Origin of the sequence: Microbacterium sp. PF5, assembly GCF_004794315.1 — a bacterium.
Lineage (GTDB): Bacteria > Actinomycetota > Actinomycetes > Actinomycetales > Microbacteriaceae > Microbacterium > Microbacterium sufflavum.
The window spans coordinates 1-25,163 of sequence record NZ_SSDQ01000102.1 but is presented as its reverse complement, the minus strand read 5'-3'; the positions used below and the strand labels follow the sequence as shown (position 1 = coordinate 25,163).

The 25,163-nt window shown below is 71.3% G+C and carries 28 protein-coding genes; 18 read left to right on the top strand and 10 right to left on the bottom strand.

The genetic code is table 11. From position 1 onward, the window contains the following. The first annotated feature begins 22 nt into the window (after positions 1–22). Positions 23–1,003 (top strand): class 1b ribonucleoside-diphosphate reductase subunit beta, encoded by a 981-nt coding sequence (gene nrdF / locus DW297_RS07950; protein WP_136031130.1) that lies wholly within the window; start codon positions 23–25, stop codon positions 1,001–1,003. A gap of 96 nt (positions 1,004–1,099) precedes the next feature. Here nrdF and DW297_RS07945 read toward each other — a convergent pair whose 3' ends face one another. Beyond that, a complete protein-coding gene (locus DW297_RS07945) occupies positions 1,100–2,104 on the bottom strand; it encodes a hypothetical protein (protein WP_240744553.1) in 1,005 nt (334 codons plus the stop codon). Positions 2,105–2,224: 120 nt separating this feature from the next. On the opposite strand from DW297_RS07945, the gene DW297_RS07940 reads away from it, so the two are divergent. Next, positions 2,225–2,536: a DUF7882 family protein gene (locus DW297_RS07940; RefSeq protein ID WP_136031128.1), complete on the top strand. Its 312-nt coding sequence runs from the start codon at positions 2,225–2,227 to the stop codon at positions 2,534–2,536. Between the two features lie 18 nt (positions 2,537–2,554). Next, positions 2,555–4,291, top strand: a complete 1,737-nt coding sequence (locus tag DW297_RS07935) for a DUF4304 domain-containing protein (RefSeq protein WP_136031126.1) — start codon at positions 2,555–2,557, stop codon at positions 4,289–4,291. 25 nt (positions 4,292–4,316) lie between these two features. Here DW297_RS07935 and DW297_RS07930 read toward each other — a convergent pair whose 3' ends face one another. Beyond that, positions 4,317–4,928: a flavodoxin family protein gene (locus DW297_RS07930; protein WP_136031124.1), complete on the bottom strand. Its 612-nt coding sequence runs from the start codon at positions 4,926–4,928 to the stop codon at positions 4,317–4,319. Between the two features lie 88 nt (positions 4,929–5,016). Here DW297_RS07930 and DW297_RS07925 point away from each other — a divergent pair, with 88 nt between their 5' ends. After that, on the top strand, positions 5,017–5,223 hold the full coding sequence (locus DW297_RS07925; RefSeq protein WP_136031122.1) for a hypothetical protein: 207 nt from the start codon (positions 5,017–5,019) through the stop codon (positions 5,221–5,223). A 24-nt stretch (positions 5,224–5,247) separates the two neighbouring features. Here DW297_RS07925 and DW297_RS07920 read toward each other — a convergent pair whose 3' ends face one another. The 3 genes from DW297_RS07920 to DW297_RS07910 are packed head-to-tail and all read right to left on the bottom strand — an operon-like array spanning position 5,248 to position 6,676. Then, complete coding sequence (locus tag DW297_RS07920) at positions 5,248–5,850, bottom strand: GNAT family N-acetyltransferase (RefSeq protein WP_136031120.1); 603 nt, start codon at positions 5,848–5,850, stop codon at positions 5,248–5,250. A 33-nt stretch (positions 5,851–5,883) separates the two neighbouring features. Continuing rightward, a complete protein-coding gene (locus DW297_RS07915) occupies positions 5,884–6,279 on the bottom strand; it encodes an ImmA/IrrE family metallo-endopeptidase (protein WP_136031117.1) in 396 nt (131 codons plus the stop codon). Between the two features lie 25 nt (positions 6,280–6,304). Further along, entirely contained in the window at positions 6,305–6,676 is a 372-nt protein-coding gene (locus DW297_RS07910; RefSeq protein WP_136031115.1) for a helix-turn-helix domain-containing protein, read from the bottom strand. Positions 6,677–6,770: 94 nt separating this feature from the next. On the opposite strand from DW297_RS07910, the gene DW297_RS07905 reads away from it, so the two are divergent. The 4 genes from DW297_RS07905 to DW297_RS07890 all read left to right on the top strand — a co-directional run bounded on the left by DW297_RS07905 (position 6,771) and on the right by DW297_RS07890 (position 9,386). Then, the gene (locus DW297_RS07905; RefSeq protein WP_206253032.1) at positions 6,771–7,001 is read left to right on the top strand and encodes a helix-turn-helix domain-containing protein; all 231 of its coding nucleotides are present in this window, start codon (positions 6,771–6,773) and stop codon (positions 6,999–7,001) included. A gap of 21 nt (positions 7,002–7,022) precedes the next feature. Beyond that, the gene (locus DW297_RS07900) at positions 7,023–7,952 is read left to right on the top strand and encodes an aldo/keto reductase (protein WP_136031111.1); all 930 of its coding nucleotides are present in this window, start codon (positions 7,023–7,025) and stop codon (positions 7,950–7,952) included. Between the two features lie 38 nt (positions 7,953–7,990). Further along, positions 7,991–8,374: a PLD nuclease N-terminal domain-containing protein gene (locus DW297_RS07895; protein ID WP_136031109.1), complete on the top strand. Its 384-nt coding sequence runs from the start codon at positions 7,991–7,993 to the stop codon at positions 8,372–8,374. 67 nt (positions 8,375–8,441) lie between these two features. Further along, on the top strand, positions 8,442–9,386 hold the full coding sequence (locus DW297_RS07890) for a DUF1254 domain-containing protein (RefSeq protein ID WP_136031107.1): 945 nt from the start codon (positions 8,442–8,444) through the stop codon (positions 9,384–9,386). A gap of 40 nt (positions 9,387–9,426) precedes the next feature. Here the strand turns inward: DW297_RS07890 and DW297_RS07885 are convergent, their stop codons facing one another. Both DW297_RS07885 and DW297_RS07880 read right to left on the bottom strand, forming a co-directional pair. Then, on the bottom strand, positions 9,427–10,389 hold the full coding sequence (locus tag DW297_RS07885) for an epimerase (protein ID WP_136031105.1): 963 nt from the start codon (positions 10,387–10,389) through the stop codon (positions 9,427–9,429). Then, positions 10,386–11,036 carry a TetR/AcrR family transcriptional regulator gene (locus tag DW297_RS07880; RefSeq protein WP_136031104.1) on the bottom strand — a complete coding sequence of 217 codons (651 nt, stop codon included), beginning with the start codon at positions 11,034–11,036 and terminating at the stop codon, positions 10,386–10,388. Before DW297_RS07880 ends, DW297_RS07885 begins: the two co-directional genes overlap by 4 nt. Before the next feature lie 106 nt (positions 11,037–11,142). On the opposite strand from DW297_RS07880, the gene DW297_RS07875 reads away from it, so the two are divergent. Together DW297_RS07875 and DW297_RS07870 are read left to right on the top strand one after the other, a co-directional pair. Then, the gene (locus DW297_RS07875; protein WP_136031102.1) at positions 11,143–11,949 is read left to right on the top strand and encodes a sugar phosphate isomerase/epimerase family protein; all 807 of its coding nucleotides are present in this window, start codon (positions 11,143–11,145) and stop codon (positions 11,947–11,949) included. Next, complete coding sequence (locus DW297_RS07870; RefSeq protein WP_136031100.1) at positions 11,949–13,085, top strand: Gfo/Idh/MocA family protein; 1,137 nt, start codon at positions 11,949–11,951, stop codon at positions 13,083–13,085. The genes DW297_RS07875 and DW297_RS07870 overlap by 1 nt, the downstream gene beginning before the upstream one ends. On the opposite strand, the gene DW297_RS07865 is transcribed toward DW297_RS07870, so the two are convergent. After that, on the bottom strand, positions 13,037–14,254 hold the full coding sequence (locus DW297_RS07865; protein ID WP_136031098.1) for an ROK family transcriptional regulator: 1,218 nt from the start codon (positions 14,252–14,254) through the stop codon (positions 13,037–13,039). The genes DW297_RS07870 and DW297_RS07865 overlap by 49 nt on opposite strands. Positions 14,255–14,368: 114 nt before the next feature. Here DW297_RS07865 and DW297_RS07860 point away from each other — a divergent pair, with 114 nt between their 5' ends. The 7 genes from DW297_RS07860 to DW297_RS07830 all read left to right on the top strand — a co-directional run bounded on the left by DW297_RS07860 (position 14,369) and on the right by DW297_RS07830 (position 22,364). Then, complete coding sequence (locus DW297_RS07860) at positions 14,369–15,478, top strand: Gfo/Idh/MocA family protein (RefSeq protein ID WP_136031096.1); 1,110 nt, start codon at positions 14,369–14,371, stop codon at positions 15,476–15,478. Then, positions 15,475–16,995 carry a sugar ABC transporter ATP-binding protein gene (locus tag DW297_RS07855; RefSeq protein ID WP_136031094.1) on the top strand — a complete coding sequence of 507 codons (1,521 nt, stop codon included), beginning with the start codon at positions 15,475–15,477 and terminating at the stop codon, positions 16,993–16,995. Before DW297_RS07860 ends, DW297_RS07855 begins: the two co-directional genes overlap by 4 nt. After that, a complete protein-coding gene (locus tag DW297_RS07850) occupies positions 16,992–18,092 on the top strand; it encodes an ABC transporter permease (RefSeq protein ID WP_136031092.1) in 1,101 nt (366 codons plus the stop codon). The genes DW297_RS07855 and DW297_RS07850 overlap by 4 nt, the downstream gene beginning before the upstream one ends. Then, a complete protein-coding gene (locus tag DW297_RS07845) occupies positions 18,089–19,159 on the top strand; it encodes an ABC transporter permease (RefSeq protein ID WP_136031089.1) in 1,071 nt (356 codons plus the stop codon). Before DW297_RS07850 ends, DW297_RS07845 begins: the two co-directional genes overlap by 4 nt. A gap of 14 nt (positions 19,160–19,173) precedes the next feature. Then, a complete protein-coding gene (locus DW297_RS07840; protein ID WP_372490612.1) occupies positions 19,174–20,370 on the top strand; it encodes a substrate-binding domain-containing protein in 1,197 nt (398 codons plus the stop codon). Between the two features lie 77 nt (positions 20,371–20,447). Next, positions 20,448–21,299, top strand: a complete 852-nt coding sequence (locus DW297_RS07835; protein WP_136031085.1) for a sugar phosphate isomerase/epimerase family protein — start codon at positions 20,448–20,450, stop codon at positions 21,297–21,299. 57 nt (positions 21,300–21,356) lie between these two features. Next, a complete protein-coding gene (locus DW297_RS07830; protein WP_136031084.1) occupies positions 21,357–22,364 on the top strand; it encodes a sugar phosphate isomerase/epimerase family protein in 1,008 nt (335 codons plus the stop codon). A gap of 72 nt (positions 22,365–22,436) precedes the next feature. Here the strand turns inward: DW297_RS07830 and DW297_RS07825 are convergent, their stop codons facing one another. Further along, entirely contained in the window at positions 22,437–23,399 is a 963-nt protein-coding gene (locus DW297_RS07825) for an NYN domain-containing protein (protein ID WP_136031082.1), read from the bottom strand. Then, positions 23,392–24,387, bottom strand: a complete 996-nt coding sequence (locus DW297_RS07820; RefSeq protein ID WP_136031079.1) for a Gfo/Idh/MocA family protein — start codon at positions 24,385–24,387, stop codon at positions 23,392–23,394. Before DW297_RS07820 ends, DW297_RS07825 begins: the two co-directional genes overlap by 8 nt. Positions 24,388–24,491: 104 nt before the next feature. Between DW297_RS07820 and DW297_RS07815 the strand changes: the two genes are divergently transcribed. Continuing rightward, the coding region (locus DW297_RS07815) for an LLM class flavin-dependent oxidoreductase (protein ID WP_136031077.1) at positions 24,492–25,163 on the top strand (672 nt) is incomplete at its 3' end.

The window sequence follows — 25,163 nt, the reverse complement described above, 5'->3', positions numbered from 1 at the left end:
TACCCCCAAGGAACAACGAGAAATGACTCCGCACGAACCCCTCAAGCTGGTCGACAGCGTGCAGGCGATCAACTGGAACCGCATCCAGGACGACAAGGACCTCGAGGTCTGGAACCGCCTGGTGAACAACTTCTGGCTGCCCGAGAAGGTGCCGCTGTCGAACGACATCCAGTCGTGGAACACGCTCACCCCCGACGAGCAGACGCTCACGATGCGGGTGTTCACCGGCCTGACGCTGCTCGACACCATCCAGGGCACCGTCGGCGCCGTGTCGCTCATCCCCGATGCGATCACTCCGCACGAGGAGGCCGTCTACACGAACATCGCGTTCATGGAGTCGGTGCACGCGAAGAGCTACTCGTCGATCTTCTCGACGCTGTGCTCGACGAAGGAGATCGACGAGGCGTTCCGCTGGTCGGTGGAGAACCCGAACCTGCAGAAGAAGGCGCAGATCGTCACGGACTACTACCGCGGCGACGACCCGCTCAAGCGCAAGGTCGCCTCGACCCTGCTGGAGAGCTTCCTCTTCTACTCGGGCTTCTATCTGCCGATGCACTGGTCGAGCCGGGCGAAGCTCACCAACACCGCCGACCTCATCCGCCTCATCATCCGTGACGAGGCCGTGCACGGCTACTACATCGGGTACAAGTTCCAGCGCGGGCTCGAGACGCTCGACCAGGCGCGCAAGGACGAGCTGAAGGACTACACGTTCTCGCTGCTCTACGAGCTGTACGACAACGAGGTGCAGTACACGCAGGATCTCTACGACGGCGTCGGCCTCACCGAGGACGTCAAGAAGTTCCTGCACTACAACGCCAACAAGGCCCTGATGAACCTGGGCTACGAGGCGATGTTCCCCTCGACGGTCACCAACGTGAACCCGGCGATCCTGTCGGCGCTCTCCCCGAACGCGGACGAGAACCACGACTTCTTCTCGGGGTCAGGCTCCTCGTACGTCATCGGCAAGGCCGAGGCCACGGAAGACGACGACTGGGACTTCTGAGTCCCCCGGCCGACGTCGACGATCGATAGGCCCCGCGACCCGCTCACCATGAGCAGGTGGCGGGGCCCTTCCGCGTGGACGTGCACCCGGCAGTTGTCACCGGGCGTCGCGCTCGTCGGCCAACCGGGCGCGGCGCTCCTCCTCGCGCTTGGAGTACGTGGCGGCCCGGATCGCCTCGTCGGACTCCAGGCCGGTGCCCAACGCCCCGCCGACAGTCGCCGCCGACGCGACGAACCAGGTGAGCACGAACAGATCGCCGAACTCGACGGACCGCCCGAGGTCTTCACTCATGACCGCGGGGTCGAGGACGAACAGCGCCCACGCCAGGTTCACGACGTAGAGCGTCAGATAGCAGATGACGATCCCGACGGTGAGGGTCAGCAGCGTCGAGGTGTTGTAGAGACGGGATCGCTCCCGCGCCGCGGGCGAGTCGTCGTCGGGTCGGTCCCACAGCCTGCCGTCGATCACGATCCAGGCGATGATGATCGCGATCGAGGCCACCGTCGCCGCCACCAGGCGCCAGGGCGACAGCGAGAGGGCGAGAGACCACACGGTCGGCTCGATGGTCGCCACCGCGCCGGTGGCGAGGGCGGCGACGAGCGCCGATTTGAGACCCGCGGCGAGCCGCCACGGGCGGTTGGCCAGCACCATGCCCAGGAGCACACGCCCCCGGGCGCTGAGCCGGGGGAGCGGCAGGCGCTGCTCTTCCGGCGAGACGGGTTCAGCCATCCCGTCCACGAGGCCCCGAACCGCGTGTCGTGCGCGGCGCTGCACCCGGAACCCTCCCAGTGCGGGAAGCGACAGGACGGCGGAGCGCCGTCGAGGGTGGACCGCTGCCAGGAGATAGCGGCCGTCGTCGTCGCGGAGCGGAAGCTCGGTGACGCCGATGACGAGGTCCCACCCGTGCTGATCGGCGTGCGAGCGGAGTCGCTCCAGAGCGACGTCGACATCCTCCGACCCGAGGGTGAACGGCTCGCCGACGAGCTCGACGATCCATCCGTCGGCCTCGGCGGCGAGCGGTGGAGTGAGGCCGGTCATCCGGCGCGCAACGGCGGTGGGCGACGCCGGATCCGCGACGAGACCCACTCTGATCGTCTCCATGCGCGGAACCTACACCCGCACCGCGCCGGCCCCAGGGCCTTGACAGCCCCGGACGAGTCCTCCTCCCGCGAGCGCAGCACGGCCTTCGCATGCGGGAGAGTCGCCCGCTACAGTCGTGGCATGGGAACCATGCAGTACGGGAGCGGCAGCGAGATCCAGATCGAGGACCGCGCCCTCGCACACCTCAAGGTCGCGATCGCGACCAAGCTCCGCCGCAACGAGAGCTTCACGCTCTCCTGGCGTCACCCCGAGGGCGATACGCCCGGTCGCTCGACCATCTGGCTGCACCCATCCATCCCGCTCCGGTTCACGTTCGAGGAGCCGGAGACCCCGCAGCTCAACGTGAAGTGGATCCAGGCGCTGATGGTCGAGGCGAGCTCGTCCGGAGGTATCAGCCTGGTCGACGAAGTCATCGATGGTCCCGCCGAGTAAGCGCTCGGCGGTGCCGGCGTGGCACTGACCCGCGAGGCGCTGCGCCGTGAGCTGGGGGAGGCCCTTGGTCGTCCCGTGTCGTCGGACACCGACTGGGCGGAGGCCTTCGCCGGGAGAGCGTCGACACCGCGCCTCCAGCTCGTCGCGCTGCTGCTGATCATGGACGTCAGCCCGCAGCTCGTGAACGGGTGGCGGCATCGATCGGCCGAAGACGATCTCATCCGCTCCCTCCCGCGCAAGAAGCTGCCCTGGGACGCGGAGACCGCGGCGTTCGCCCTGCGCGCCGCGCTCGCCATCGATGCCATGAGCTATGTGTGCGCCCCGGCGCTGCGCGGCGCCGAGACGGCGATGGACGCCGGGCATCGGGATGCCGAGCTGTATGAGGCGCTCGAGGCCAGCGTGCAGCACCTCGACGGGCTGATGTCGGGACGGTTCGCCTCGCGCTACGGCGTCGACAAGGATCTCAAGGTCGCGCGCCGCCTGCGGGCGTCGTTCCTGCCGTCGGGAGTCCTCGACCTCACGGTGGTCGACGACGGAGACGAGTGGGCCGAGTCGGCACGACGACTCGCCCGCGCGCTGCCCGTGGATGACATCGAACCGATCGTGCGTCACCTGGCCGCGCTCGGACACAAGGCGCCGTCCCAGACCTGGCAGCGCCAGGCGCGGCAGCACGTGCAGTCCGACGCCGGCCGCCGTCTGGTGCGCGAGTGGATACGCGCCGCAGCCGAGACCGGGGTGGCCGCGGACGGCCACCTCTTCACGCCGTCGAACGAGGATCTCGTGCGCGCGGCCGTCGTCGCCGCGCGCTGGCTGTCCTCGGACGACGTGCCCGCGCCGCTACTCGGCGCGCTCGCCCGCCAGGGCGCCGCCACGCGACCCCCGCAGACCGAGTCGCTCGCCCTGCGGGTGGCGACCGCGGCGATCGACAGTCTGGTGCAGCGCGAGGCGCCCGCCGACACCGCAGAGCTCGAGGCGCTGCTGGAGAGCATCGCACGCCGCGATCTGGTGAAGCGCATCGGAACGGCGCTCGGCTCGGAGGCGACGGCCCGAGCGGCGACGCGCGACGACGACCTGAAGCGGGAGAAAGCGGCGGCCGTACGGGCCAAGGCGAATCCGATCCCCCGGGTGCTGCGTGGTGAGGTCGATCGACTGTTGCGCGACCACGTCGACGGCACGATGCGCGGATTCGGCTTCCGCAAGTCGGGGCGCACGTGGCGGCGGACCGTGGAGGACCGCGTCGAGGTCGTCGACTTCTTCTCCAGCGGCCTGCACATGAGCGTGCACTACGGCGTGCTGTTCCCGGCGCTGCATCCGGAGGACGGCGTCGCCGCCCACCGCGACCCGCAGCGGGTGAAGCCCTACCAGCTCGATGTGTCGATCGTGGAGAGCGCGTGGTTCGCGGAGGAGGACACCCTCGAGCGGCTGGCCGCCCGCGTGCGCTCGGCCATCGTGCCGTTCCTGGGCGCCTGCGGCGACCGGGCTCGGCTCGCGGCGGTGCTCACCACAGGGGAGGGCATCCCGGCTGCGGAGGGCGTGCGGGATCCGGTGACCGGCCACACCGAGACGACGCTCCACCTGCGCACCCGACCGTTCACGCCCGGCATCGCGCTCGGCGCCCTGTCGTGCGTGGCCGGGGACCGGCTCTCCGCGCAGGCGTGGCTCGACGACGCCGATGCCGCGGTCGATCCCCTCAGCCATCCACGGTCGAAGGCGGAGATCGACTACTGGCGCCGGCGCCTCGCGGCCACGGAGTGAGGGCGCCGCGGCGGGTGTCCTCGCGTCAGGACGCCGGGTACGGCTGCGCGGTCAGCTGCCGTGCGAGGTGTGCCGCGTTGCGCGCGGCCGTCTGGATGGCCGAGGCCACCTTCTCCGGGGTCTCCTCGAGGTCTTTGTAATCGACCGTCTGCATCGCCTCGCCGTTCCAGTACACCGAGGCCTGGGCGGGGATCGTGTAGCCGATGTCGTCGAGCGCCTGGAACAGGATCGCCGAGATGTGGTGGGCGCCGTCCTCGTTGCCGAGCACGCCGGCGATCGCGACTTTGTCGAACAGGATCGGGCGGCCCTGGTCGTCGGTCTCGCTCAGCTCGGCGTCGAGCCGCTCGAGCACGCGCTGCGCCACGCTCGAGTGCTGGCCCATCCAGGTCGGCGTCACGAACACGAGGATGTCCGCCTCCAGCACCCGCCGACGCAGAGTCGGCCACTGGTCGCCGTCGCCCATGTCCTTCTCGACGCCGGGGCGGATGTCGAAGTCGACGGCCCGCACCACGTCGCCCGAGACGTCATGAGCGGACAGGGCGTCGAGCAGCTGGCGCGCGAGGAGGTCGGAGCTCGACTCCGCGGGGGAGGGCTTGAGGGTGCAGGAGATCGCGAGGGCGGTGAGCGTACTGGTCATGCGACGATCACACCAGGCCCGGAGACCGCGGCACAGGGCCTTCCCGGGCCCGGGCTATCCTGGTAGGGCACCGACGACAGGAGATCCCGTGATCCTCAGCTTCTTGTTCTTCATGATCCTCTTCCTCGGGGGCTTCTGGCTGCTGGGGATCGCGCACGAGCTTCCCGACACCGCCGCCGCGCTCACCTTCTGCGCCGGCATCATCCTGGTCTCGCTCGCCCTCGGTTTCGCGATGCGGCAGCGCGGTTCGGCCACGCGCCGCTCCAAGAACTGGACCGGCAGCCCGACCGAGTGAGGCCGACCCCGTCGGCGCGATCGCTCAGCGCCGACGGGACAACCGCGCCTCCAGGTTCGCCCGGACCGCGGGCCACTCGGGCTCGATGATGGAGTACTCGACGCTGTCGCGGAGCGCGCCGTTGCGGTAACGACTCATCGCGCGCATCACGCCGTCCTGCTTGGCGCCCAGTCGCTCGATCGCCGTGCGCGACTGGAAGTTGACCCACTGCGTGGTGAGCCCGACGCGGAACACCCCGAGCGTTTCGAACGCGTGCCGCAGGAGCAGCAGCTTCGACTCCGCGTTGGTTCCGGTTCCGTGCGCGGACGGGCGGTTCCAGGTGTAGCCGATGTGGAGCCGGGGCACGTCGGCGACGATGTCGTAGTACGACGTGAGGCCGAGGATCCGTCCGCTCGCGTCGATCGCGGTGAACGGCAGCATCTCGCCGCGGTCGACGAGCCCGAGCCGCCGATCCACCTCCGCGGCCACGCCGTCGGGCTCCGGGACCGACGTGTACCACGCCGTCTTCCACAGCTCGCCCTCGCGGACGGCGTCGACCAGCCCGTCGATGTGGGAGCGATCGAGGGGACGCAGCTCGACGAGGTCGCCGGTCAGGGTCACGGGGGCGGGTGGGACGAGGAAGGCCATGTCCCCATTCAACCAGCGCGATGCGGGTGGATCTCACGCCGCCCGAGTCGCGGTGGTCCCCTGGCGCAGCAGACGCTGGAAGGCGACGACGATCTCGACCGTGACATCGAGCTCGAAGGCGAGGCTCGCGAGGTGCGCGCCGCGAGCCCGCTCCGCGGCGGCATACGCCTGCGGTGTGAGGAGGAGCCGGGCGGCCCACTCGTCCGCCGCCCGTTCCTGGCGTTCGCGGGTGTGGGGGACCTCGGTGGGTCGATGACCGAGATGTGCGTGACCCAGCTCATGCGCCAGCACGCTGCGCGCCGTCCGTCTGCTCATGCCCGGCGCGAGGCGGATGGTGCCGGTCGCGGGGTCGAACCCGCCGCGCGTGCGTCCCGGGCGCTCGATCACGCGCAGACCGAGGTCTTCGGCGCGCAGGAGGAGCTGCTGCATGTGCGTCCTCCCACGGTCGTCGGCGTCAGTCGTAGAGGTCGTCGGTGTCGGCGTCGTGCCGCTCGTCGGATTCGAAGGCGACCTCGCGGGTATTGTCGCGCGGGGTGGCGACATCGGCGGTGCGGCGCAGGGGAGTGATGATGGCGGTGGTGCCGTCGGCGTCGAGGCGCTCCTCGGCTCTCGCGACCAGGACGTGCGGCTCGATCCCGAGAGTCGCGCACACGGCATAGACCACGGGCACCGGGATCGCGCGCTTTCCGGTGACGTAGTTGTCGAGGGCGCTGCGTGCGATCCCCACGCTGCGCGCCATCGCCGCGATGCTGCTGCGCGCGGCGGCGATCTCGGCCCGCATCTGCCGCCCGACGGCCTCGTTGAACTGCTCGGCAGGTGTCCTCATTCGGCACACCCTAGCAGCGCTCCGAGATCAAGATGCCGTCATATCGGTTCATTCTTCCCGAGTGAGTGTCCGCGTGTGGGGGTAGTGTCGGCATATGGGGACAGAACTGAGTCACACGATGGCATCGACGGTGGAGGCGGCGCGACTGCACGCCGGAGTGTCGCTCGACCGGCTGGCGGATCGATCAGGCATCTCCGCTCGTCGACTGCACGACCTCTTCGACGCGCGCGTGGACTTCACCATGGTCGACCTCGCGCGCATCGCGGCGGCGCTCGACATCCCGGTGACGGACCTCCTGCCGTTCTCGACTGCCGTGGACCCGTGAGTGCGCGATAGCGTGGCGACCATGAAGACCGTGCCCTTCGGAACCGCCACCGCCCCCGCCGTCATCGCCGGGATGATGCGTATCGCCGACAAGGACGACGCCCACATCCGCGAGCTGTATGCGACAGCCCGCGAGGCCGGCATCGACTTCTTCGACCACGCCGACATCTACGGCGGTGCGATGCACCGCTGTGAGGCCCGCTTCGCGGAGGCGCTCGCCCTCAGCCCGGGCGAGCGCGACGAGATCGTGCTGCAGACCAAGTGCGGCATCGTGCCGACGCAGGGGATGTTCGACTTCTCCTACGACCACATCGTCACCCAGGTCGAGGGATCGCTCGCGGCGCTGCGCACCGATCGCATCGACGTCCTGCTGCTGCACCGACCGGACGCGCTCGTCGAGCCCGACGAGGTCGCGCGCGCGTTCGACCACCTCGAGTCCTCCGGCAAGGTCAGGGCGTTCGGCGTCTCGAATCACACCCCGTCGCAGATCGACCTGCTCCGCACGGCCGTCCGCCAGCCCCTGATCGCCAACCAGCTGCAGCTGTCGCTCACCCACGCGCCGATCATCGCGCAGCCGGTCGCAGCGAACATCGGCGGACACGACCAGAGCATCGTGCGCGACGGCGGCGGCATCGTCGACTACTGCCGGCTGAACGGCATCACGGTGCAGGCGTGGTCGCCGTTCCAGAGCGGCACCGACGCCGGTGTCTTCCTGGGGAGTCCGGAGTATGCCGAGCTGAACGCCGTGATCGACCGGCTCGCGGCCCAGTACGGCGTCGAGCCGATCGCGATCGCCACCGCGTGGATCACGCGGCACCCCGCCGGGATGCAGGTCGTGCTGGGGACCACGACCCCCGAGCGCGTGCGGGACGCGGCGGCCGGCGCCGACGTCGTCCTCACGCGGCCCGAGTGGTACGAGCTGTTCCGCGCCGCCGGGCATCTCCTGCCCTAGGGCGGCGCGGCGCACGACCCGTCGTCTACCCTGAACTCATGCCGTTCCTGTTCTCGCTGCTGATCATCGCGCTGATGGTCGGTGCGCTGATCGACATCATCACCCGCGACGACGGGCAGGTGAAGCACCTGCCCAAGATGGTGTGGCTGATCATCGTGATCCTGCTGCCGCTCGTCGGAAGCCTGCTGTGGTTCGCGCTCGGACGCGAGTACGGCGAGGGCGGCGTCGCGATCCCCCGGATGCGGAGGGCCGAACGACCCGCCGCACCCACCGTGACGGCGCCTCCTTCCCGGCCCCGCGACACCCGCACGACGGAGCAGCAGATCGCCGACCTCGACCGCGAGATCGAGGAGTGGCGGTTGCGCGATGAACTCGAGAAGCGGCGACGCGACGACGGCGACGCGCCCGCGGCGGGAGCGTAGACGGTTCGGAGACCGGCCGTGCGAGACGATGCTGGCTCGGGGTGCGCGTCGGTGCCATGATCCCGGTATGAGCGCACCCGTGAACGTGGAGAACTTCGCCGTCGCCGAGACCCACCGCATGATGTCCGACCTGCAGCGCGACGCCGGGGGCGTGAACCGGTTCCGACACAACAGGGAGCCGGCCGCGATCGAGCATCAGACGGTCATCCGGCTCAACCGCGACACGCTCTACAGCTTCGCCGTCGTCGACATCCGCGCGGGGGCGACGCTCACGATCCCGGACCACGGCGATCGCTACCTCTCGGCGATGGTCGTCAACGAACGCCACTACGTGGACGCCGTCTTCCACGACCCCGGAGAGTACCGGCTGACCACCGAGCGGTTCGGCACACCCTACGTCGTGGTCGCGGTGCGCATCCTCGTCGACCCGCAAGACCAGGCAGACGTGGCCGTCGTGACGGCGCTCCAGGATCAGCTCGGGATCGACAGTGCGTCCGCTGAACCGTTCCCCGTCCCCGACGACGACCCCGCGGACCTGGACGAGACACGCGGGGCGCTGCTGACTCTTGCACGGAACCTGCGCGGATTCGACCGCATGTTCGGGTCCGAGGCCGAAGTCGATCCGGTCCGGCACCTGATCGGAACCGCGGCGGGATGGGGAGGGCTGCCCTCCTGGGAGGCTCAGTACATCGGAGTCGACCCGCGGCTGCCGCGGGGGCGGTACGAACTCCGGGTGATCGACGTTCCCGTGGACGGGTTCTGGTCCATCTCGGTGTACAACGCCGACGGCTTCTTCGAGCCGAACGACCGCGGTGCCTACACGATCAACAACATCACCGGAGTCCCGGACGACGACGGCGCCATCACGGTGCGGTTCGGCGATCACCCCGACGGCGTGCCGAACGTGATCCCGATCCCGGAGGGATGGAACTACCTCGTGCGTCTGTACCGTCCGCGGCCCAAGCTCCTCGACGGGAGCTGGAGGTTCCCGGCGCTGCAGCAGTCGGCGTGACCCTCGCCGGAGGCGGACCTGATCGCGTGCCGGGCTGCGATCAGGTCGAGGCGGCGAAGGAGGAACGCAGCGCCTCGTCGAGGTCGGGATGGCGGAATGTGAAGCCCGCGGCACGGAGCTTCTCGGGCAACACCCACCGGCTCTTCAAGACGAGCTCGGTCTCGGTGCGGATGCCGATCGCGCCCAGCTCCAGCATCCACCGCGGCGTCGGCGGGCCGAAACGCACCCCCAGCGCGCGACGCACGGCCGCCATGAAGGCGACGTTGTCCACGGGGTTCGGCGACGCGGCGTTGACCGGACCCTCCAGCGCCGGCGTCTGCTCCAGGAACTCCACGATCCGCGCCACATCCTCGAGGTGGATCCAGCTGAACCGCTGGCGACCGCGGCGCGCGCCGAAGCGATGCGCGGTGCCGGCCTCCCGGCGCGCACGGCTCACCGGCCAGCGCCCGTCGTACTGCGGACCACCGAGGCCCAGGCGGGCGAGGGTGCGCAGCGGGCCGAGCACTCCGCCGTCGCCCAGCACGATCGCGCTGCGCAGGGCGACACGGCGCGTGCCGGGCAGCGCGCCCGTGAACAGCTCCCACTCCCAGGCCTTCGCGACCTCGACCGAGAAGCCGCTGCCGAGCTCGCCGTCCGCCTCGGTCATCGGCCGGTCCTCGGCGTGGCGGTAGATCGTCGCGGTGGACGAGTTGATCCACAGGGCGGGCGGGGCCGAGGCGCGCGCGATCGCGGTGCGCAGGGCGGCGGTGGTGTCGAGCCGGGAGCGGAAGATCTCGGCGCGGTTCGCCGGCGTGTACCGGCAGTTGACGCTCTTGCCCGCGAGGCCGAGGACGAGCGCGGAACCCTCGACCGCCGCGTCGATCCCGGCCTGATCGGTCCAGGCGAGGTCGGCGCCCGCGCGAGAGACCGTCACGACCTCCCGCCCCTGTCCGCGCAGGCGCTCCGTGAGGTACTGCCCCATGAATCCGGTGGACCCGCCCACCACGACCCGTCCTGTGCTCATGCGCGGTCATCCTCCGGTGGTCGGGGCTCGGCGCCCGGGGTGGGGCGGAGCAGGCGGTTCAGCAGTGTCAGCGCCTCGTGCTGCGGGGCGTCGGGGTCGAGCAGCCACTGCGTCTGCAGGCCGTCCGAGGCGGCGATGACCAGGGCAGCGACCGCCTCGGGGTCGGCGTCGTCGCGGATGCGCCCCTCGCGCTGCTGCTGCCGCACGGTCGCGGCGATGCTCGCTCGCAGTCGCGCGAACCGGTCGGTGGCGAACTCCCTCGCCGCCGGATGGCCCTCCTCGAGCGCGGAGGCCACCAGGGCCGAGTACAGCTGCACGAGGCCTGGCACCTCGCGGTTGACCCTGGCCGACAGGATCATGCTCTCCACGGGCGTCGCGTCGTCTCGCGCCTCGGGGTGCCGACCAGGGGCGTTGCTCTCGCGGTAGACCGCGACCAGGAGCTCCTCCAGGGAGCCGAAGTAGTGCGTGAGCGCGGCGTGCGTGACGCCGACCTCGCTGGCGATCGCGCGCAGGCTCGTGCGGTCGGCGCCGCGGGTCGCGAACACCTCGATCGCGCGGTCGAGGATCTCCTGCCGACGCGCGATCCCCTTGGCGTAGGCGCCACGGGCGCGTGGGCGCTCCGGACCGTCGGCGGAGGAGGGGGGCATGGCCCGAGTCTAGTGCGACCAAAACTTCCATGTGGAGGTATTCGGTGATAGCGTGCCAGCGCGGGGCACCACCCGCGAGTCGCCGACGACCCGAGGAGCACGACCGATGACGATCCAGACGTCCCTGCAGCTGTTCACCATCCGCGAGCAGCTGGAGGCCGACCTCGACGGCACTCTCGCCGCCGTCGCCGCGCGCGGGTTCACGGCCGTCGAGCCGTACGACTTCGTGCGAAGGGCCGAGGCGATGGCCGCCGCGCTCGCCGCCGCCGGTCTCACCGCGCCCTCCGGACACGCGTTCCTGGCGTCGGAGTCGTTCGTCAACCCGGACGGCAGCGGCACCACCCTGCCCGTGCCCGCGCCCGCCGAGGTGTTCGCGGCGGCGAAGACGCTCGGCATGCACACCGTGATCGACCCGTACACCGAACCTGCCCGCTGGGAGTCGGTGGAGCAGATCGCCGAGACCGCCCGACTGCTCAACGCCGCGGCCGAGGTCGGCGCCGCGATGGGCGTGCGCGTCGGCTACCACAACCACGCCCACGAGCTGGAGGCCGCGTTCGACGGCGTGACGGGGCTGGAGGTGCTGGCGGGCCTGCTCGACGACCGCGTGGTGCTGGAGGTGGACCTCTACTGGGTGGCGCGCGGTGGGGTCGACCCCGTGGCCCTGCTGGAGCGCCTGGGCGACCGCGTGATCGCGGTGCACGCCAAGGACGGCACGCTCGACCCCGCCCTGCTCGACGCCTACCCGCCGGCGGACCAGGTGCCCGCGGGCGACGGCGCCGTCCCGCTCGTGGCGGCCATCGCGGCGGCCCCCGCGCTCGAGCTCGCCATCGTGGAGTTCGACCACTACGAGGGCGACCTGTTCGACGCGATCGAGCGCAGTCGGCGGTTCCTCGACGCGGAGGTCGCGGGCTGATGGGGCGCGCAGGCGACGCGGTCGGCGTCGGCATCATCGGCGCGGGCAACATCAGCGACCAGTACCTGCAGAACCTGACCCGGTTCCCCGACGTGCGGGTGCTCGCGATCGGCGACCTCCTCCCGGAGCGCGCCCGCGCTCAGGCCGAGGCGTACGGCGTGCCGCGGGCGGGCGGCGTGGACGTGGTGCTCGACGACCCCGACATCGCCGTGGTCGTCAACCTCACGATCCCGGCCGCGCACGTCGCGGTGTCCGAGGCGATCATCCGCGCCGGGAAGCACGTGTGGACGGAGAAGCCGCTCGGCGTGAGCCGGGAGGAGGCCAGCCGGCTGCTGCGCACCGCCGAGGCGGCCGGACGGCGCATCGGCGCCGCGCCCGACACGGTGCTCGGCCCCGGGGTGCAGACCGCGAAGCGCGCGATCGCCCGCGGCGACATCGGGCGGCCGCTGTTCGGGCAGACGACGTTCCAGTGGCAGGGCCCGGAGATCTTCCACCCGAACCCGGCGTTCCTCTACGCCAAGGGCGCCGGTCCGCTGCTCGACATGGGCCCGTACTACGTCTCGACGCTCGTGCACGTGTTCGGCCCGGTGGCGGCGGTCGCCGCGCTCGGGCTGCAGGGTGCGCCGACCAGGCGGGTGCAGGTCGGCGAGCTCGCCGGGCAGGAGTTCCCCGTCGAGATCCCGTCGACGCTGAGCGTGCTGCTCGACTTCGAGGGTGGCGGCCAGGCCCAGAGCCTCTACAGCACCGACTCGCCCCTCGTGCGGCAGGGCATCGTGGAGATCACCGGGACCGAGGGCACGATCACGATCCCCGACCCCAACACCTTCGGGGGGCCGATCACGATCACCCGCCCGCTCGCGCGCCACTTCGTGCCGCCGGAGCCCGTGGAGCAGGAGATCGTCGACGTCGCCCAGGAGGGCGTGCTCGCCGGTCGCGGCATCGGCCTGTTGGACATGGTCCGCTCGATCGCGGACGACCGCCCGCACGTCGCCACGGGCGAGTTCGCGTACCACGTGCTCGACACGCTGCTGTCGATCGAGGAGGCCGCAGAACAGCGCCGCTTCGTCGAGGTGGCCAGCACGCTCGCTCAGGTCGGCGCGCTGTCGGCCGACTTCGACCCCTTCGCCGCGACATAGCGGTCGACGCTCGCGGGGGAGAGCACCTCGCGGGCGACCATGATCGCCGCCCCCAGCACCGCGGCCCGGTCTCCGGCCTGGGACTGCACGATGGCCAGGTGCTGGGTGGCGAGGGGGATCGAGCGGCGGTACACGACCTCACGGACACCGGCCAGCAGATGCTCGCCGGCCCGCGCGATGCTGCCGCCCAGCACGATGATCGACGGGTTGAGGAGGTTCACGACGGTGGCGAGCACCTCGCCCACGTCGCGGCCCGCCTGCCGGGTCGCCTCGATCGCCGCCGCGTTGCCTCCGCGCACCAGGTCGACCACGTCGGAGGCGCTGTGCACCTCGTGCCCCGCCGCGCGCAGCGCGATCGCGAGGGCCGAGCCGCTGGCCAGGGCCTCGAGGTCGCGCTCGTCGTCCGGATCGCGCTCGGATCCCGCCCCCCGCGGCACCTGCACGTGGCCCATGTCGCCCGCCGACCCCTGGGCTCCGCGCTGCAGCTGTCCGCCCGCGATGATGCCGGCGCCGATGCCCGTGGACACCTTGACGAAGATCAGGTCGTCGACGCGGGGCCAGCTGGTGGCCTGCTCGCCGAGCGCGAGGATGTTCACGTCGTTGTCGACCAGCACGGGCACGTCGAATGTCCGCTGCACATAGGCGGGAACGTCGAAGCGGTCCCACCCCGGCATGATCGGCGGGTTCGTGGGCCGTCCGGTCGAGTGCTCGACGGGGCCGGGCACCCCGATGCCGACACCGACCAGCGGTAGTCCGTCCGCGGTCGCCGCGAGCAGCGCGGCGCCGTCGGCGAGGATGGTGTCGAGGAGCTTCTCGGGGCCGTCGCCGATGTCGATCGTGCGCGTGCGGGCGTCGAGGATGACACCGGACAGATCGGCGACCGCGACCGTGGCGTGCGTGGCCCCGAGGTCGACCGCGAGCGAGAGTCCGGCGCGGGGATTGAAGGCCACCCGCGCGGGCGGGCGTCCGCCCGTGGAGGCGGCTTCGCCCGCCGGCCGCAGGAGCCCGGCGGCGAGGAGCGCGTCGACACGGAGGGCGACGGTCGAGCGGGCGAGTCCGGTGAGCGCCGCGAGCTCGGCCTTGGTGCGCGCCTGGCCGTCGCGGAGGATCTGGAAGATCTCGCCCGTCCCCGGGGAGGGCACCGTGACCGGCCTCAGCACGTCAACCATTCGGTCAGTAAACCACAGCACTTCGGAGTGCAGACGCAGAACTTCGAATTCGGTTCGAACAACTTTTGACGAAAAGCTAGCAAAAGTGGTTCGGGGTGTGTCAGACTCCCCGACATGACAACGGATGTCACAGACACCGGTCTCGGGACGATCCGAGCCGGCATCCTCGGCGGGGGATTCATGGCCCGCGTCCACCGCGCGGCAGCGCGCGACGCAGGGGGAGAGCTGCGGGCGATCGCCACCCGGTCGGCCGCGGGCGGACGCGATGCGGCGCAGGCCCTGGGGGCCGAGCGGGCGGAGGTCGACGCCGACGCCCTCCTCGACGCCGACGACATCGACGTGGTGCACATCTGCACCCCCAACGCCACGCACGCCGACCTCGCGCGCCGCGCGCTGCACGCCGGCAAGCACGTGATCTGCGAGAAGCCGCTCGCGACCACCGCGGACGACGCCCGCGAGCTCGCGGAGGCGGCCGCCGCGGCCGGCCTCATCGGCGCCGTCCCCTTCATCTACCGCTACCACCCCATGGTGCGCGAGGCCAGGGCCCGCATCGCCAGGGGAGAGGCGGGAGACCTGCTCACCCTCGACTGCTCCTACCTCCAGGACTGGATGCTGCTGCCCGGTGACGACGACTGGCGCGTGAGGTCTGAGGCAGGCGGCGCCTCGCGCGCCTTCGCCGACATCGGCTCGCACCTGTGCGACCTGATCGAGTTCGTCACGGGAGAGCGCATCCGTGCCCTCAGCGCCCGCAGCCGCCGCGTCTACGCGGAGCGCGGCGGGCACGCCGTCGACACCGAGGACCTCGTCGCCGTGCTCGTCGAGACCGGCTCCGGCGCGCTCGGCACGCTGCTCATCTCGCAGATGGCACCGGGGCGGAAGAACGCCCTCACTTTGGAGCTGCACGGCTCGCGGCAGAGCCTGCGGTTCGAGCAGGAGCGCCCGGAGGAGCTCTGGATCGGGATGCGCGAGGAGTCCCGGCTGCTGCTGCGCGACCCCGCGACCGCCGGCGCCGATGCGGCCCGGCTGCAGCGGGTGCCAGCGGGGCATGCGATGGGCTACCAGGACGCGTTCAACGGCTTCGTCGCGGACGTGTACGCCGCGATCGGCGGGGCCCGACCGGACGGACTCCCGACCTTCGCCGACGGACACCGCTCCGCCGTGCTCACCGAAGCCGTGCTCGACTCGGCGGCGCACGACGGCCGATGGGTGGAGGTGACGGCATGACCGCCACGACGACGCAGCCCGTGCTCGCGGCCCGCGGCATCCGCAAGTCGTTCTTCGGCGTGGAGGTGCTGCACGGCGTCGACCTGGACGTGCGACCGGGTGAGGTGCACGGCCTCGTGGGCGAGAACGGTGCGGGAAAGTCCACGCTCATGAAGATCATCGCCGGAGTGCAGCCCGCCGACGAGGGCACCCTGACGTACCTCGGCGAAGAGGTGCACCATGCGCACCCGCGGCAGGCCATGGACGCGGGCATCGTGACCGTGTTCCAGGAATTCACGCTCCTGCCCGAGCGCACGGTCGCGCAGAACGTGTACCTCGGACGCGAGCCGCGCCGGGCGGGCTTCGTGGACGTGCGCGGCATGAACGCGAAGACGAGCGCACTGCTCGACGACCTCGGAGTGTCGTTCATCGACCCGCAGGCCCGCGTCGGCTCGCTCACCGTGGCCGAGCAGCAGATCGTCGAGATTGTGAAGGCCCTGTCGTTCGACGCCCGGGTCATCTCGATGGACGAGCCGACGGCGGCGCTCAGCGACCGCGAGGTCGAGCTGCTGTACGCCATCATCCGCCGGCTCACCTCGCGCGGGGTCGCGGTGCTCTACGTGTCGCACCGGCTCAAGGAGATCTTCGACCTCTGCGACCGCATCACCATCCTCAAGGACGGCGCCCTCGTGTCCACCGACGACACCGCGGCGCTCACGACCGACGAGCTCGTGCGGCGCATGGTCGGCCGCTCCATCCAGTCGTACTTCCCCGACGCGCTCGAGGGCACCGAGGTGGGGGAGCCGCGGCTCGAGCTCGACGGCTGCGGCAACGCCTACGTGGACGGGGTGTCGCTCACGCTGCGCGCCGGCGAGATCGTCGGCGTCGCCGGGCTCCAGGGCTCCGGACGCACGGAGCTCGTGGAGGGCGTGTTCGGCATCCAGGCGTTCACGCGCGGCACGATGCGCATCGACGGCGCCCCCGTGCGCATCACCGGCCCCCGGGCGGCCGTCCGTGCGGGGCTCGCGCTCGTGTCGGAGGACCGCAAGGCGCAGGGCCTCGCGCTCGGCCAGTCGGTGCTCGACAACGCCCTGCTGGTCGTGCGCAGCGTGTTCGCCGGGCGCACGGCCGCGTCGCGCCGCGAGGTGCCCGGCGTGCTCAGCGCGCTGGAGGTGTCGTCGCGCGGGCTCGACCAGGAGGTGCGGTACCTCTCCGGCGGCAACCAGCAGAAGGTCGTGCTCGCGAAGTGGCTGCTCACCGGACCGCAGATCGTGCTGTTCGACGAGCCGACACGCGGCATCGACGTGGGCGCGAAGTACGCGGTGTACGAGCTGATGCGCCAGCTCGCGGCGCAGGGCACGGCCGTGCTGATGGTCTCGAGCGAGCTGCCGGAGGTGATCGGCATGAGCGACCGCATCCTGGTGATGCACGACGGGGAGCTGGTCGCCGAGCTGCCCGCGGGCTCCGCGGAGCACGAGATCCTCGCCGCGGCGACCGGTGCGGATGCGCGCCCCTCGACCGAGGGAGGCCAGCGATGACCACCGCCACCCGCCCCCGGCTGCGCATCGACTCCACCGTGATCGTGCTCGGCATCCTCGTGCTGACCCTCGTGGTCGGGGCGATCCTCGTCGCGACCGTCGGCCGCAACTTCCTCAGCCCCGGCAACATCCGCGACGTGCTGACCGGCATGAGCGTGCTCGGACTGGTCGCGATCGGGCAGACGCTCGTGGTGCTCGGGGCGTCGCTCGACCTCTCCGTCACCTACGTCATCAGCCTGTCGAGCCTGCTCGCGGCCACCCTGATGAACGGCAACCCCGGCAACATCCCGGTCGCCGTGGCCGTCACGCTGCTGGTGTGCGCGGGCATCGGGCTGCTCAACGGCGTGATCGTGACGGTGCTCAAGGTGAACGGCTTCATCGCCACGCTCGGCGTGGGGCTGATCCTCCAGGGCATCCTCAACACGAACTTCGAGGGCTCGGCGGGCAACGTCCCCTGGGCGTTCCAGCTGATCGGCGCCACCGGCGTCGGGCCCGTCCCGGTGTCGACGATCATCATGATCGTGCTCGCCGTGGTGGTCTGGGTGCTGCTGAACCGCACCCGCACCGGCGCGCACCTGTACGCCGTCGGCGGCGACCCGGAGATCGCACGGCTCAGCGGCGTGCGCACGCGGATGCCGCTGATCTGGGCGCACGTGCTGTGCTCCGTGTTCGCGGGGCTCGCCGGACTGCTGCTCGCGAGCCGCCTCGGCGTCGGCAGCCCGACGGTGGGGCAGCAGGGCGGCTATGCGCTGCTCTCGATCGCCGCGGTCGTGCTGGGCGGCACGCTGCTCCTCGGCGGCCGCGGCTCCATCTGGGGCACGATCGGCGGCGTCGCGATCCTCGCGGTGGTCGACAACGTGATGAGCGTGCTGCAGGTGAACCCGTTCCTGAAGGACGTGGTGCGCGGCGTGGTCATCGTCGCGGCGGTCGCGGTGTACAGCCGTCGCGCGATCGTGCGGCGTCGCCCGCGCTTCGGCGCCGGGGGCACGCGCACCGGGGGCGATGCGGCGGCCAGAGCCGCGGAGGCCGAGATGGCGGCGGCGGCGCGGGAGCTCGCGCCCAGTCCCGGCTCCACGACGGAAGGAACGCGCTCATGAAGGCCCTGCGCACCCTCGTCAGCCCGCGCGGCGCGGTGTTCCTGCTGCTGGTGGTGCTGCTCGTCGCGGTCACGATCCTCAACCCGAGCTTCGCCGAGCCGGGGCAGTTCATGCGGTTCCTGCAGCGGGTCGCACCCATCGCCATCGTCGCGATCGGGCAGTACTTCGTGATCATCGCCGGCGAGTTCGACCTGTCGCAGGGCTCGCTCATCACGGCGCAGGTCATCATCGCCGGCAACCTGGTGGGCCAGGACGACGCCCGCACCATCCCGGTGCTGCTGCTCATGGTGGTCTTCGCGGTGGCCGTCGGGCTCGTGAACGGCCTGATCACGACGCTGCTGAAGGTGCCGTCGTTCATCGTGACGCTCGGCATGATGCTCGCGCTGCTCGGCGGGGTGATGTGGTGGACAGGGGGAGCGGCCACCGGAAACCCCGCCGACAGCTTCCGCGAGATCGGGCGTGGCGGCCTGCGCGACGTGCCGCTGCTGGACTTCATCCCGTGGGCGGTGCTGCTGCTGATCGTGTGGCTCGCGCTGGGCATCGTCCTCACGAAGCGGCCGCTCGGCAAGACCCTCATCGCCATCGGCGACAACGCCAGGGCCGTGGACTACGCCGGTGCCCGCCGCGCCTGGGTCACCACGCGCGCGTTCGTGATCTCCTCGCTCTCGGCCACGCTGTCGGCCGTGCTGCTGGTCGGCTATGCGGGCGTGCACCCGTCGGTCGGCCGCGGCTACGAGTTCACCGCCATCACGGCGGTCGTGCTCGGCGGCGTCGTGCTCGGCGGTGGCCGGGGCTGGATCGTGGGCGCGGTCGCCGGGGCGTTCACGCTCGAGGCGCTGTTCATGCTCCTCAACATCGCGGGCGTGCCGTCCACGCTGCGCGACGCCGTGCAGGGCGTCATCATCATCGCGGCGGTGGCCTACTCCGCGGTCGCCTTCCGTGCCCGCCGCGCACGCGGCCCCCAATCCGCGGCGCCGGAGCCCGCGGAACCCGAACCAGCGGCGCCCGTGACCCACGGGGCCGTCACGACCTCACGCACCATCCACACAGAAACCAGAGGAGATTAGCAATGCGACGATCGATGAAGATCGCCACCGCCGGGGTGGCCCTCTTCGGCCTCATCGCGCTCGCCGGGTGCACGACCGACCCGTCCGTGGCGCCGGCGGAGTCGGAGAACCCCGAGCAGGCGGCGGAGACGACCGAGTGGTTCGACCAGGAGCTGTTCGACAAGCAGGACGAGGAGCGCGGCGTGGAGCCCCAGGGTCCCGCCGACGAGCCCTACCTGCAGCACATCAACGCCGAGATGGTCGACACGTCCGAGTTCGCCAGCGCCGGGGCCAAGAAGGCCTGCTTCGCGAACGCCTCGATCTCCAACCCGTGGCGGCAGACGGGCTGGATCACCATGAACGAGCAGCTCAAGGCGCTGCAGGAGGCCGGGGCGATCAGCGAGATGGAGACGCGCGACGCGCAGGACTCCGATGACACGCAGATCGCCGACATCGACTACTTCATCTCGGAGGGGAACTGCGATGTGTTCCTCATCTCGCCGAACAGCACGGCGGCCATGACGCCCGCCGTCGACCGGGCGTGCGAGACCGGGAAGCCCGTGGTGGTGTTCGACCGCGGTGTGAACACCGACTGCCCCGTCACCTTCATCCACCCCATCGGCGGCTTCGCCTGGGGCATCGACACGGCCGAGTTCCTGATCGACAACCTGGAGGAGGGCGACAAGGTCGTGGCCCTGCGCATCCTCCCCGGCGTCGACGTGCTGGAGCACCGCTGGGCCGGTGCCGAGAAGCTGTTCGACGAGGCGGGCATCGAGGCCGTGGACTACTTCACGGGCGCCGACCCGGCGGAGATCAAGAGCATCATCAGCGACGAGCTCGCCAAGGGCGACGTCGACGGCATCTGGATGGACGCCGGTGACGGCGCCGTCGCGGCCATCGAGGCGTTCGAGGACGCCGGCGCGGACTACCCGGTCATGACCGGTGAGGACGAGATGAGCTTCCTGCGCAAGTGGAAGGACACGGGCCTCACCGGCCTCGCCCCGGTGTACTCGAACTTCCAGTGGCGCACCCCGCTGCTCGCGGCGCAGATGATCTTCGCCGGCCAGGAGGTGCCGAAGGAGTGGGTGCTGCCGCAGAAGCCCATCACCGAGGCGGAGCTGGACGACTACCTGGCGGCGAACGAGGGCATGCCCGACGGCCACTACGCCAAGTTCGGCGGGGAGAACCTCCCCGGCTACCCGACGGTGTGGCAGGAGCGGCAGATCCCGTAACCGCCTGCGCTCCCGCCCTTCCGCTCCGTGTCACCGGGGTGGGAGGGTGGGAGCGACTCCCTGATCGAAGGACAACGATGCCCCGCACGATCGCCGTCAACACCTGGGTGTGGACGTCTCCGCTCACCGACGAGACGCTGGAGCCGCTCGCGCACACCGCCGCACGGATGGGCTACGACGCCCTGGAACTGCCGCTGGAGAACCCCGGCGACTGGGATCCCGTGCGGGCGCGTGCCGTGCTGGACGGCCTCGGGATGGGCGCGGTCCTGGTCGGCGCGATGGGGCAGGGGCGGTCGCTCGTGGCACGCGCGGGCGACGTGCCGGCGACGCAGGACTACCTGCGCGCCTGCCTCGACGCGGCCGCGATCCTCCGTTCCCCGGTCGTGGCCGGTCCGTTCTATGCGCCCACCGGGGCGACCTGGCGGATGGACGCGGGGGAGCGCACCGCGGTCGTGGCCGAGCTGCGGGAGAACCTGGCGCCCCTGGCGGACGAGGCGGCGGCCGCCGGGCTCATCCTCGCCGTCGAGCCCCTCAACCGGTATGAGACGAGCGTGCTCAACACGGTCGCGCAGAGCCTCGACGCGCTCGAGCCGCTGCTGGGCGCGGGCGTGGGGCTCGCCCTCGACACGTACCACCTCAACATCGAGGAGAAGCGGCCGGCCGACGCGATCAGGGCCGCGGGATCCGCGATCGCCCACGTGCAGGTGTGCGGCAGCGACCGCGGGGCGGTGGGCGACGACCACACCGACTGGCCGGGCATCCTCGCGGCGCTCGACGACGCGGGCTACCGCGGGGTGCTCGGGCTGGAGAGCTTCACCGGCGAGAACGCGACGATCGCGGTCGCGGCGTCGGTGTGGCGCCCGCTCGCCGCGAGCCAGGACGAGCTCGCCGCGCGCAGCATCGCCCATCTGCGCGCCCTGGGTGCCTGACCCCGCGACCCCGCCCGCCCGACCCCCGTACCCCGTACCCGCGACCAAGGAGGATCCATGAGCACTCGTCCGGTCACCCTGTTCACCGGCCAGTGGGCCGACCTGCCGTTCGAGGAGGTGGCCCGGCTCGCCGCCGAGTGGGGCTACGACGGGCTGGAGGTCGCGGCCTCGGGGGACCACCTCGACCTGCGCCGCGCCGACGAGGACGACGCCTACCTCGCCTCGCGCCGCGAGATCCTCGACCGACACGGCCTGCGGCTCTTCGCGATCTCGAACCACCTGGCGGGCCAGGCCGTGTGCGACGCCCCGATCGACTTCCGCCATCAGGGCATCCTGCGCCCGTACGTGTGGGGCGACGGCGAGGCCGAAGGGGTGCGGCAGCGAGCGGCCGAGGACATGACGCGCGCCGCCCGGGTCGCCCGCAAGCTCGGGGTCGACACGGTCGTGGGCTTCACCGGCTCGTCGATCTGGCCCTACGTGGCGATGTTCCCGCCCGTGCCCGCCGCCGTGATCGAGCAGGGGTTCCAGGACTTCGCCGACCGCTGGAACCCGATCCTCGACGTGTTCGACGGCGAGGGCGTGCGGTTCGCGCACGAGGTGCACCCGGGCGAGATCGCCTACGACTACTGGTCGAGCGTGCGTGCGCTCGACGCGATCGACCACCGTGAGGCGTTCGGGTTCAACTGGGACCCCTCGCACATGATGTGGCAGAACATCGACCCGGTCGGGTTCATCGTCGACTTCGCCGACCGCATCTACCACGTGGACTGCAAGGACACCCGGATGCGTCCGCACAACGGCCGGGCGGGCGTGCTCGGGTCGCACCTGCCGTGGGGCGACCCGCGGCGCGGCTGGGACTTCGTGTCGACCGGTCACGGTGACGTGCCGTGGGAGGACGCCTTCCGGGCGCTCGACGCGATCGGCTACGACGGCCCGATCTCGATCGAGTGGGAGGACGCCGGCATGGACCGGCTCCACGGTGCCCCCGAAGCGCTCGGCTTCGTGCGGTCGCTGCTGTGGCCGCCGCCCGAGGCCGCGTTCGACGCCGCCTTCAGCAACCAGTGAGGGCCGGACCTCGGCCTGGATGGATCAGGCCCCGCGCAGGCGGGTGGATCAGGGCTCGCGCAGGCGGGGGGATCAGGGCTCGCGCAGGCGGACGAGGCGCTCGTGCCCCGTCTCCTCGAGCTCGGCGATGTCGTCGCGCGACTTCAGGAAGTCGGAGAACGACCGGTAACCGAGCGCCTTCTCGCTGAAGGACGGGTCCATGCGGCGCATGTGCGTCTTGACCGCTGAGCTGTGCAGCCACTCGTCGGCATCGGCCTTGTCGTGCCCGAGGCGCAGCGCCCGCTCCAGCAGACGCGTGGCCTCGCCCTGGTCGTCGATCTTCTCCTCGACCTTGGGCTCCTCGGTCTTCGCGGCCTTGGCCTTCGCGCGCGTCTTGGGCGCCGCCTTCGGCTTGGTCGCGGTGTCGGCCGGTGGGGCCGCGAGTTCCGCGGGGGCCTCCGCGGGCGTGCGGTTCACGCTCTTCGCCGGGCGGGCGACACCGGGCAGCGAGTCGTACGACTCGAACTCGTCGCACGCGGCGGCGAGCGACTTCGCGGTGGAGCCGGCCACGCCGACCCCGATCACGTAGCGGCCGAGGCGCTTGCAGCGCTGCGCGAGCGGCACGTAGTCGCTGTCGCCCGCCACGATCACCACGTGGGTGAGGTCGGGCAGGCGGAACATGTCCTCCACCGCGTCGACCGCGAGCCGGATGTCGGCGCCGTTCTTGGCGTACGCGGCGGCCGGGAACAGCTGCACCAGGTCGACCGCACGGGCCACGAGCTGCGAGCGGTACTCGGCGTTCACGGGCGACGACCAGTCGGCGTAGGCCCTGGTGAGCACGAGGGTACCGAACGAGGCGGCGTAGTCGATGATGGCGCCGACCTCGATCATCGCCCTGTTCAACCGCTCGGCGACCTCGGGGTCGTTCGGGTTCTCGGTGATGCGCTGGCGGTCCTTGCCGTACGAGTTGCGGCCGTGGACGCGGTCGTACCAGGAGATGACGATGTTGTCGAAGTCGAGGTAGACCGCGACACGGGCGTCGGGGGTCTCAGCCACGGTGATCCTCCTCGCCGGGGTAGCGGACGCCGATCTGGGCGCGGATCTCGTCGAGCGCCCCCATGATCGCGACGCTCTCGGCGATCGGGAGGATGTCGCCGGCGAGGTTCCCCTCGGCCACGAGACGCTCCGCCGCGATCGCCTCGAACTGCATCCCGCGCCCGGTGATGTCGGTCACGTACTCCTCCGCGACCGTGCCGTCGGGCAGCACCAGACGGAACGTGGTGGGCGCGTACCAGACGCGATCGATGTCGATGCGGGCGGCGGTGCCCACGATGCTCGCCGCGTTGGGGCCCGCGCCGCGCGAGGACGACAGGCTGGTCGACACTGCGCCGCCCTCGTGCGTCATGACCGTGGCGACCTCGGAGTCGGCGCCCGTCTCGACCAGGCGGCCCACCGCGCGGATGCTGGTGGGGGCACCCAGGATGTCCCAGATGAACGAGATCGGGTAGATGCCGAGGTCGAGCAGCGCGCCGCCGCCCAGCTCCAGCGCGTTCAGGCGGTGCGCCGGGTCGGTCGGCAGGAGCTGCGTGTGGTCGGCGCTCACGGTGCGGATCTCGCCCAGCGCCCCCTCGGCGATCAGCTCGCGGATGCGCACCATGTGCGGCAGATACCTGGTCCACATGGCCTCGGTGACCAGCAGGCCGCGCTCGGCGGCGAGCGCCTGCAGGTCGGCGGCCTCGGTCTGGTTCAGCGTGAACGCCTTCTCGACCAGCACGTGCTTGCCGTGCTCCAGGGCGAGCCGGGCGTTCTCGTGGTGCATCGGATGGGGTGTGGAGACGTAGATGATGTCGACGTCGGGATCCGCCACGAGCGCCTCGTACGAGGCGTGCGCGTGCGGGATGTCGAACCGCGCGGCGAACGCGTCGGCGGACTCCTGCGAGCGCGAGCCGACCGCGACCAGGTCGAGGCCCGCCGTGCGCAGGTCGGAAGCGAAGGCGCCGGCGATGCCGCCGGTCGCGAGGATTCCCCAACGAAGACCAGTCATCCTCTCAGCGTAGAGGGTGGGGTGGACATGTCGCCGTGTGACGTCGCGTGACCCCCGGCTTCCGCGCCGTGGTCGCCGCCGTCCCGCGCTCCTAGCGTGACGGCATGACCGAACCCCTCGTGATCGGCGCCATGGTGCGCACGCTCGGTGCCTACCCGTCCGGCTGGCGTCACCCCGGAGCACACCGCGACCCCGCACGCGACGCCGAGGTCCTGCGGCGCATCGCCGCGGCGGGCGAGGAGGCCGGGCTCGACTACCTGTTCTTCGGCGACTGGCTCGCGACGGGCCCCGACCTGGAGTTCCGCGACCCGTACCTGCTCGCGCGCATCGACCCGGTCAGCGCCGTGCTGTTCCTCGCCGGCCTCACCTCGCGCATCGGGCTCATCGCGACCGTCAACACGACCTACGCGGATCCGTACACGACCGCGCGGTCGCTGGCGTCGCTCGACGTGCTCTCGGGCGGACGCGCCGGGGTGAACCTGGTCACCGGGGCCGAGCCGCGCGCGGCGGGCAACCACGGACGCGCGGCGCACGCCGACAACGAGACCCGCTACGACCGGGCCGAGGAGTTCGTCACGGCGCTGCGCCGGCTCTGGGACTCGTGGGACGCCGACGCCTGGATCGCCGACGCCGAACGCGGGGTGCTGATCGACGCCGACCGGCTGCGCGCCGCGAACCTGGAGGGCGCGCACGTGCGCGTGACGGGACCGCTCAACGTCGCACGGCCGCCGCAGGGGCGCATCCCGGTGGTGCACGCCGGCACGTCGCCGCGGTCG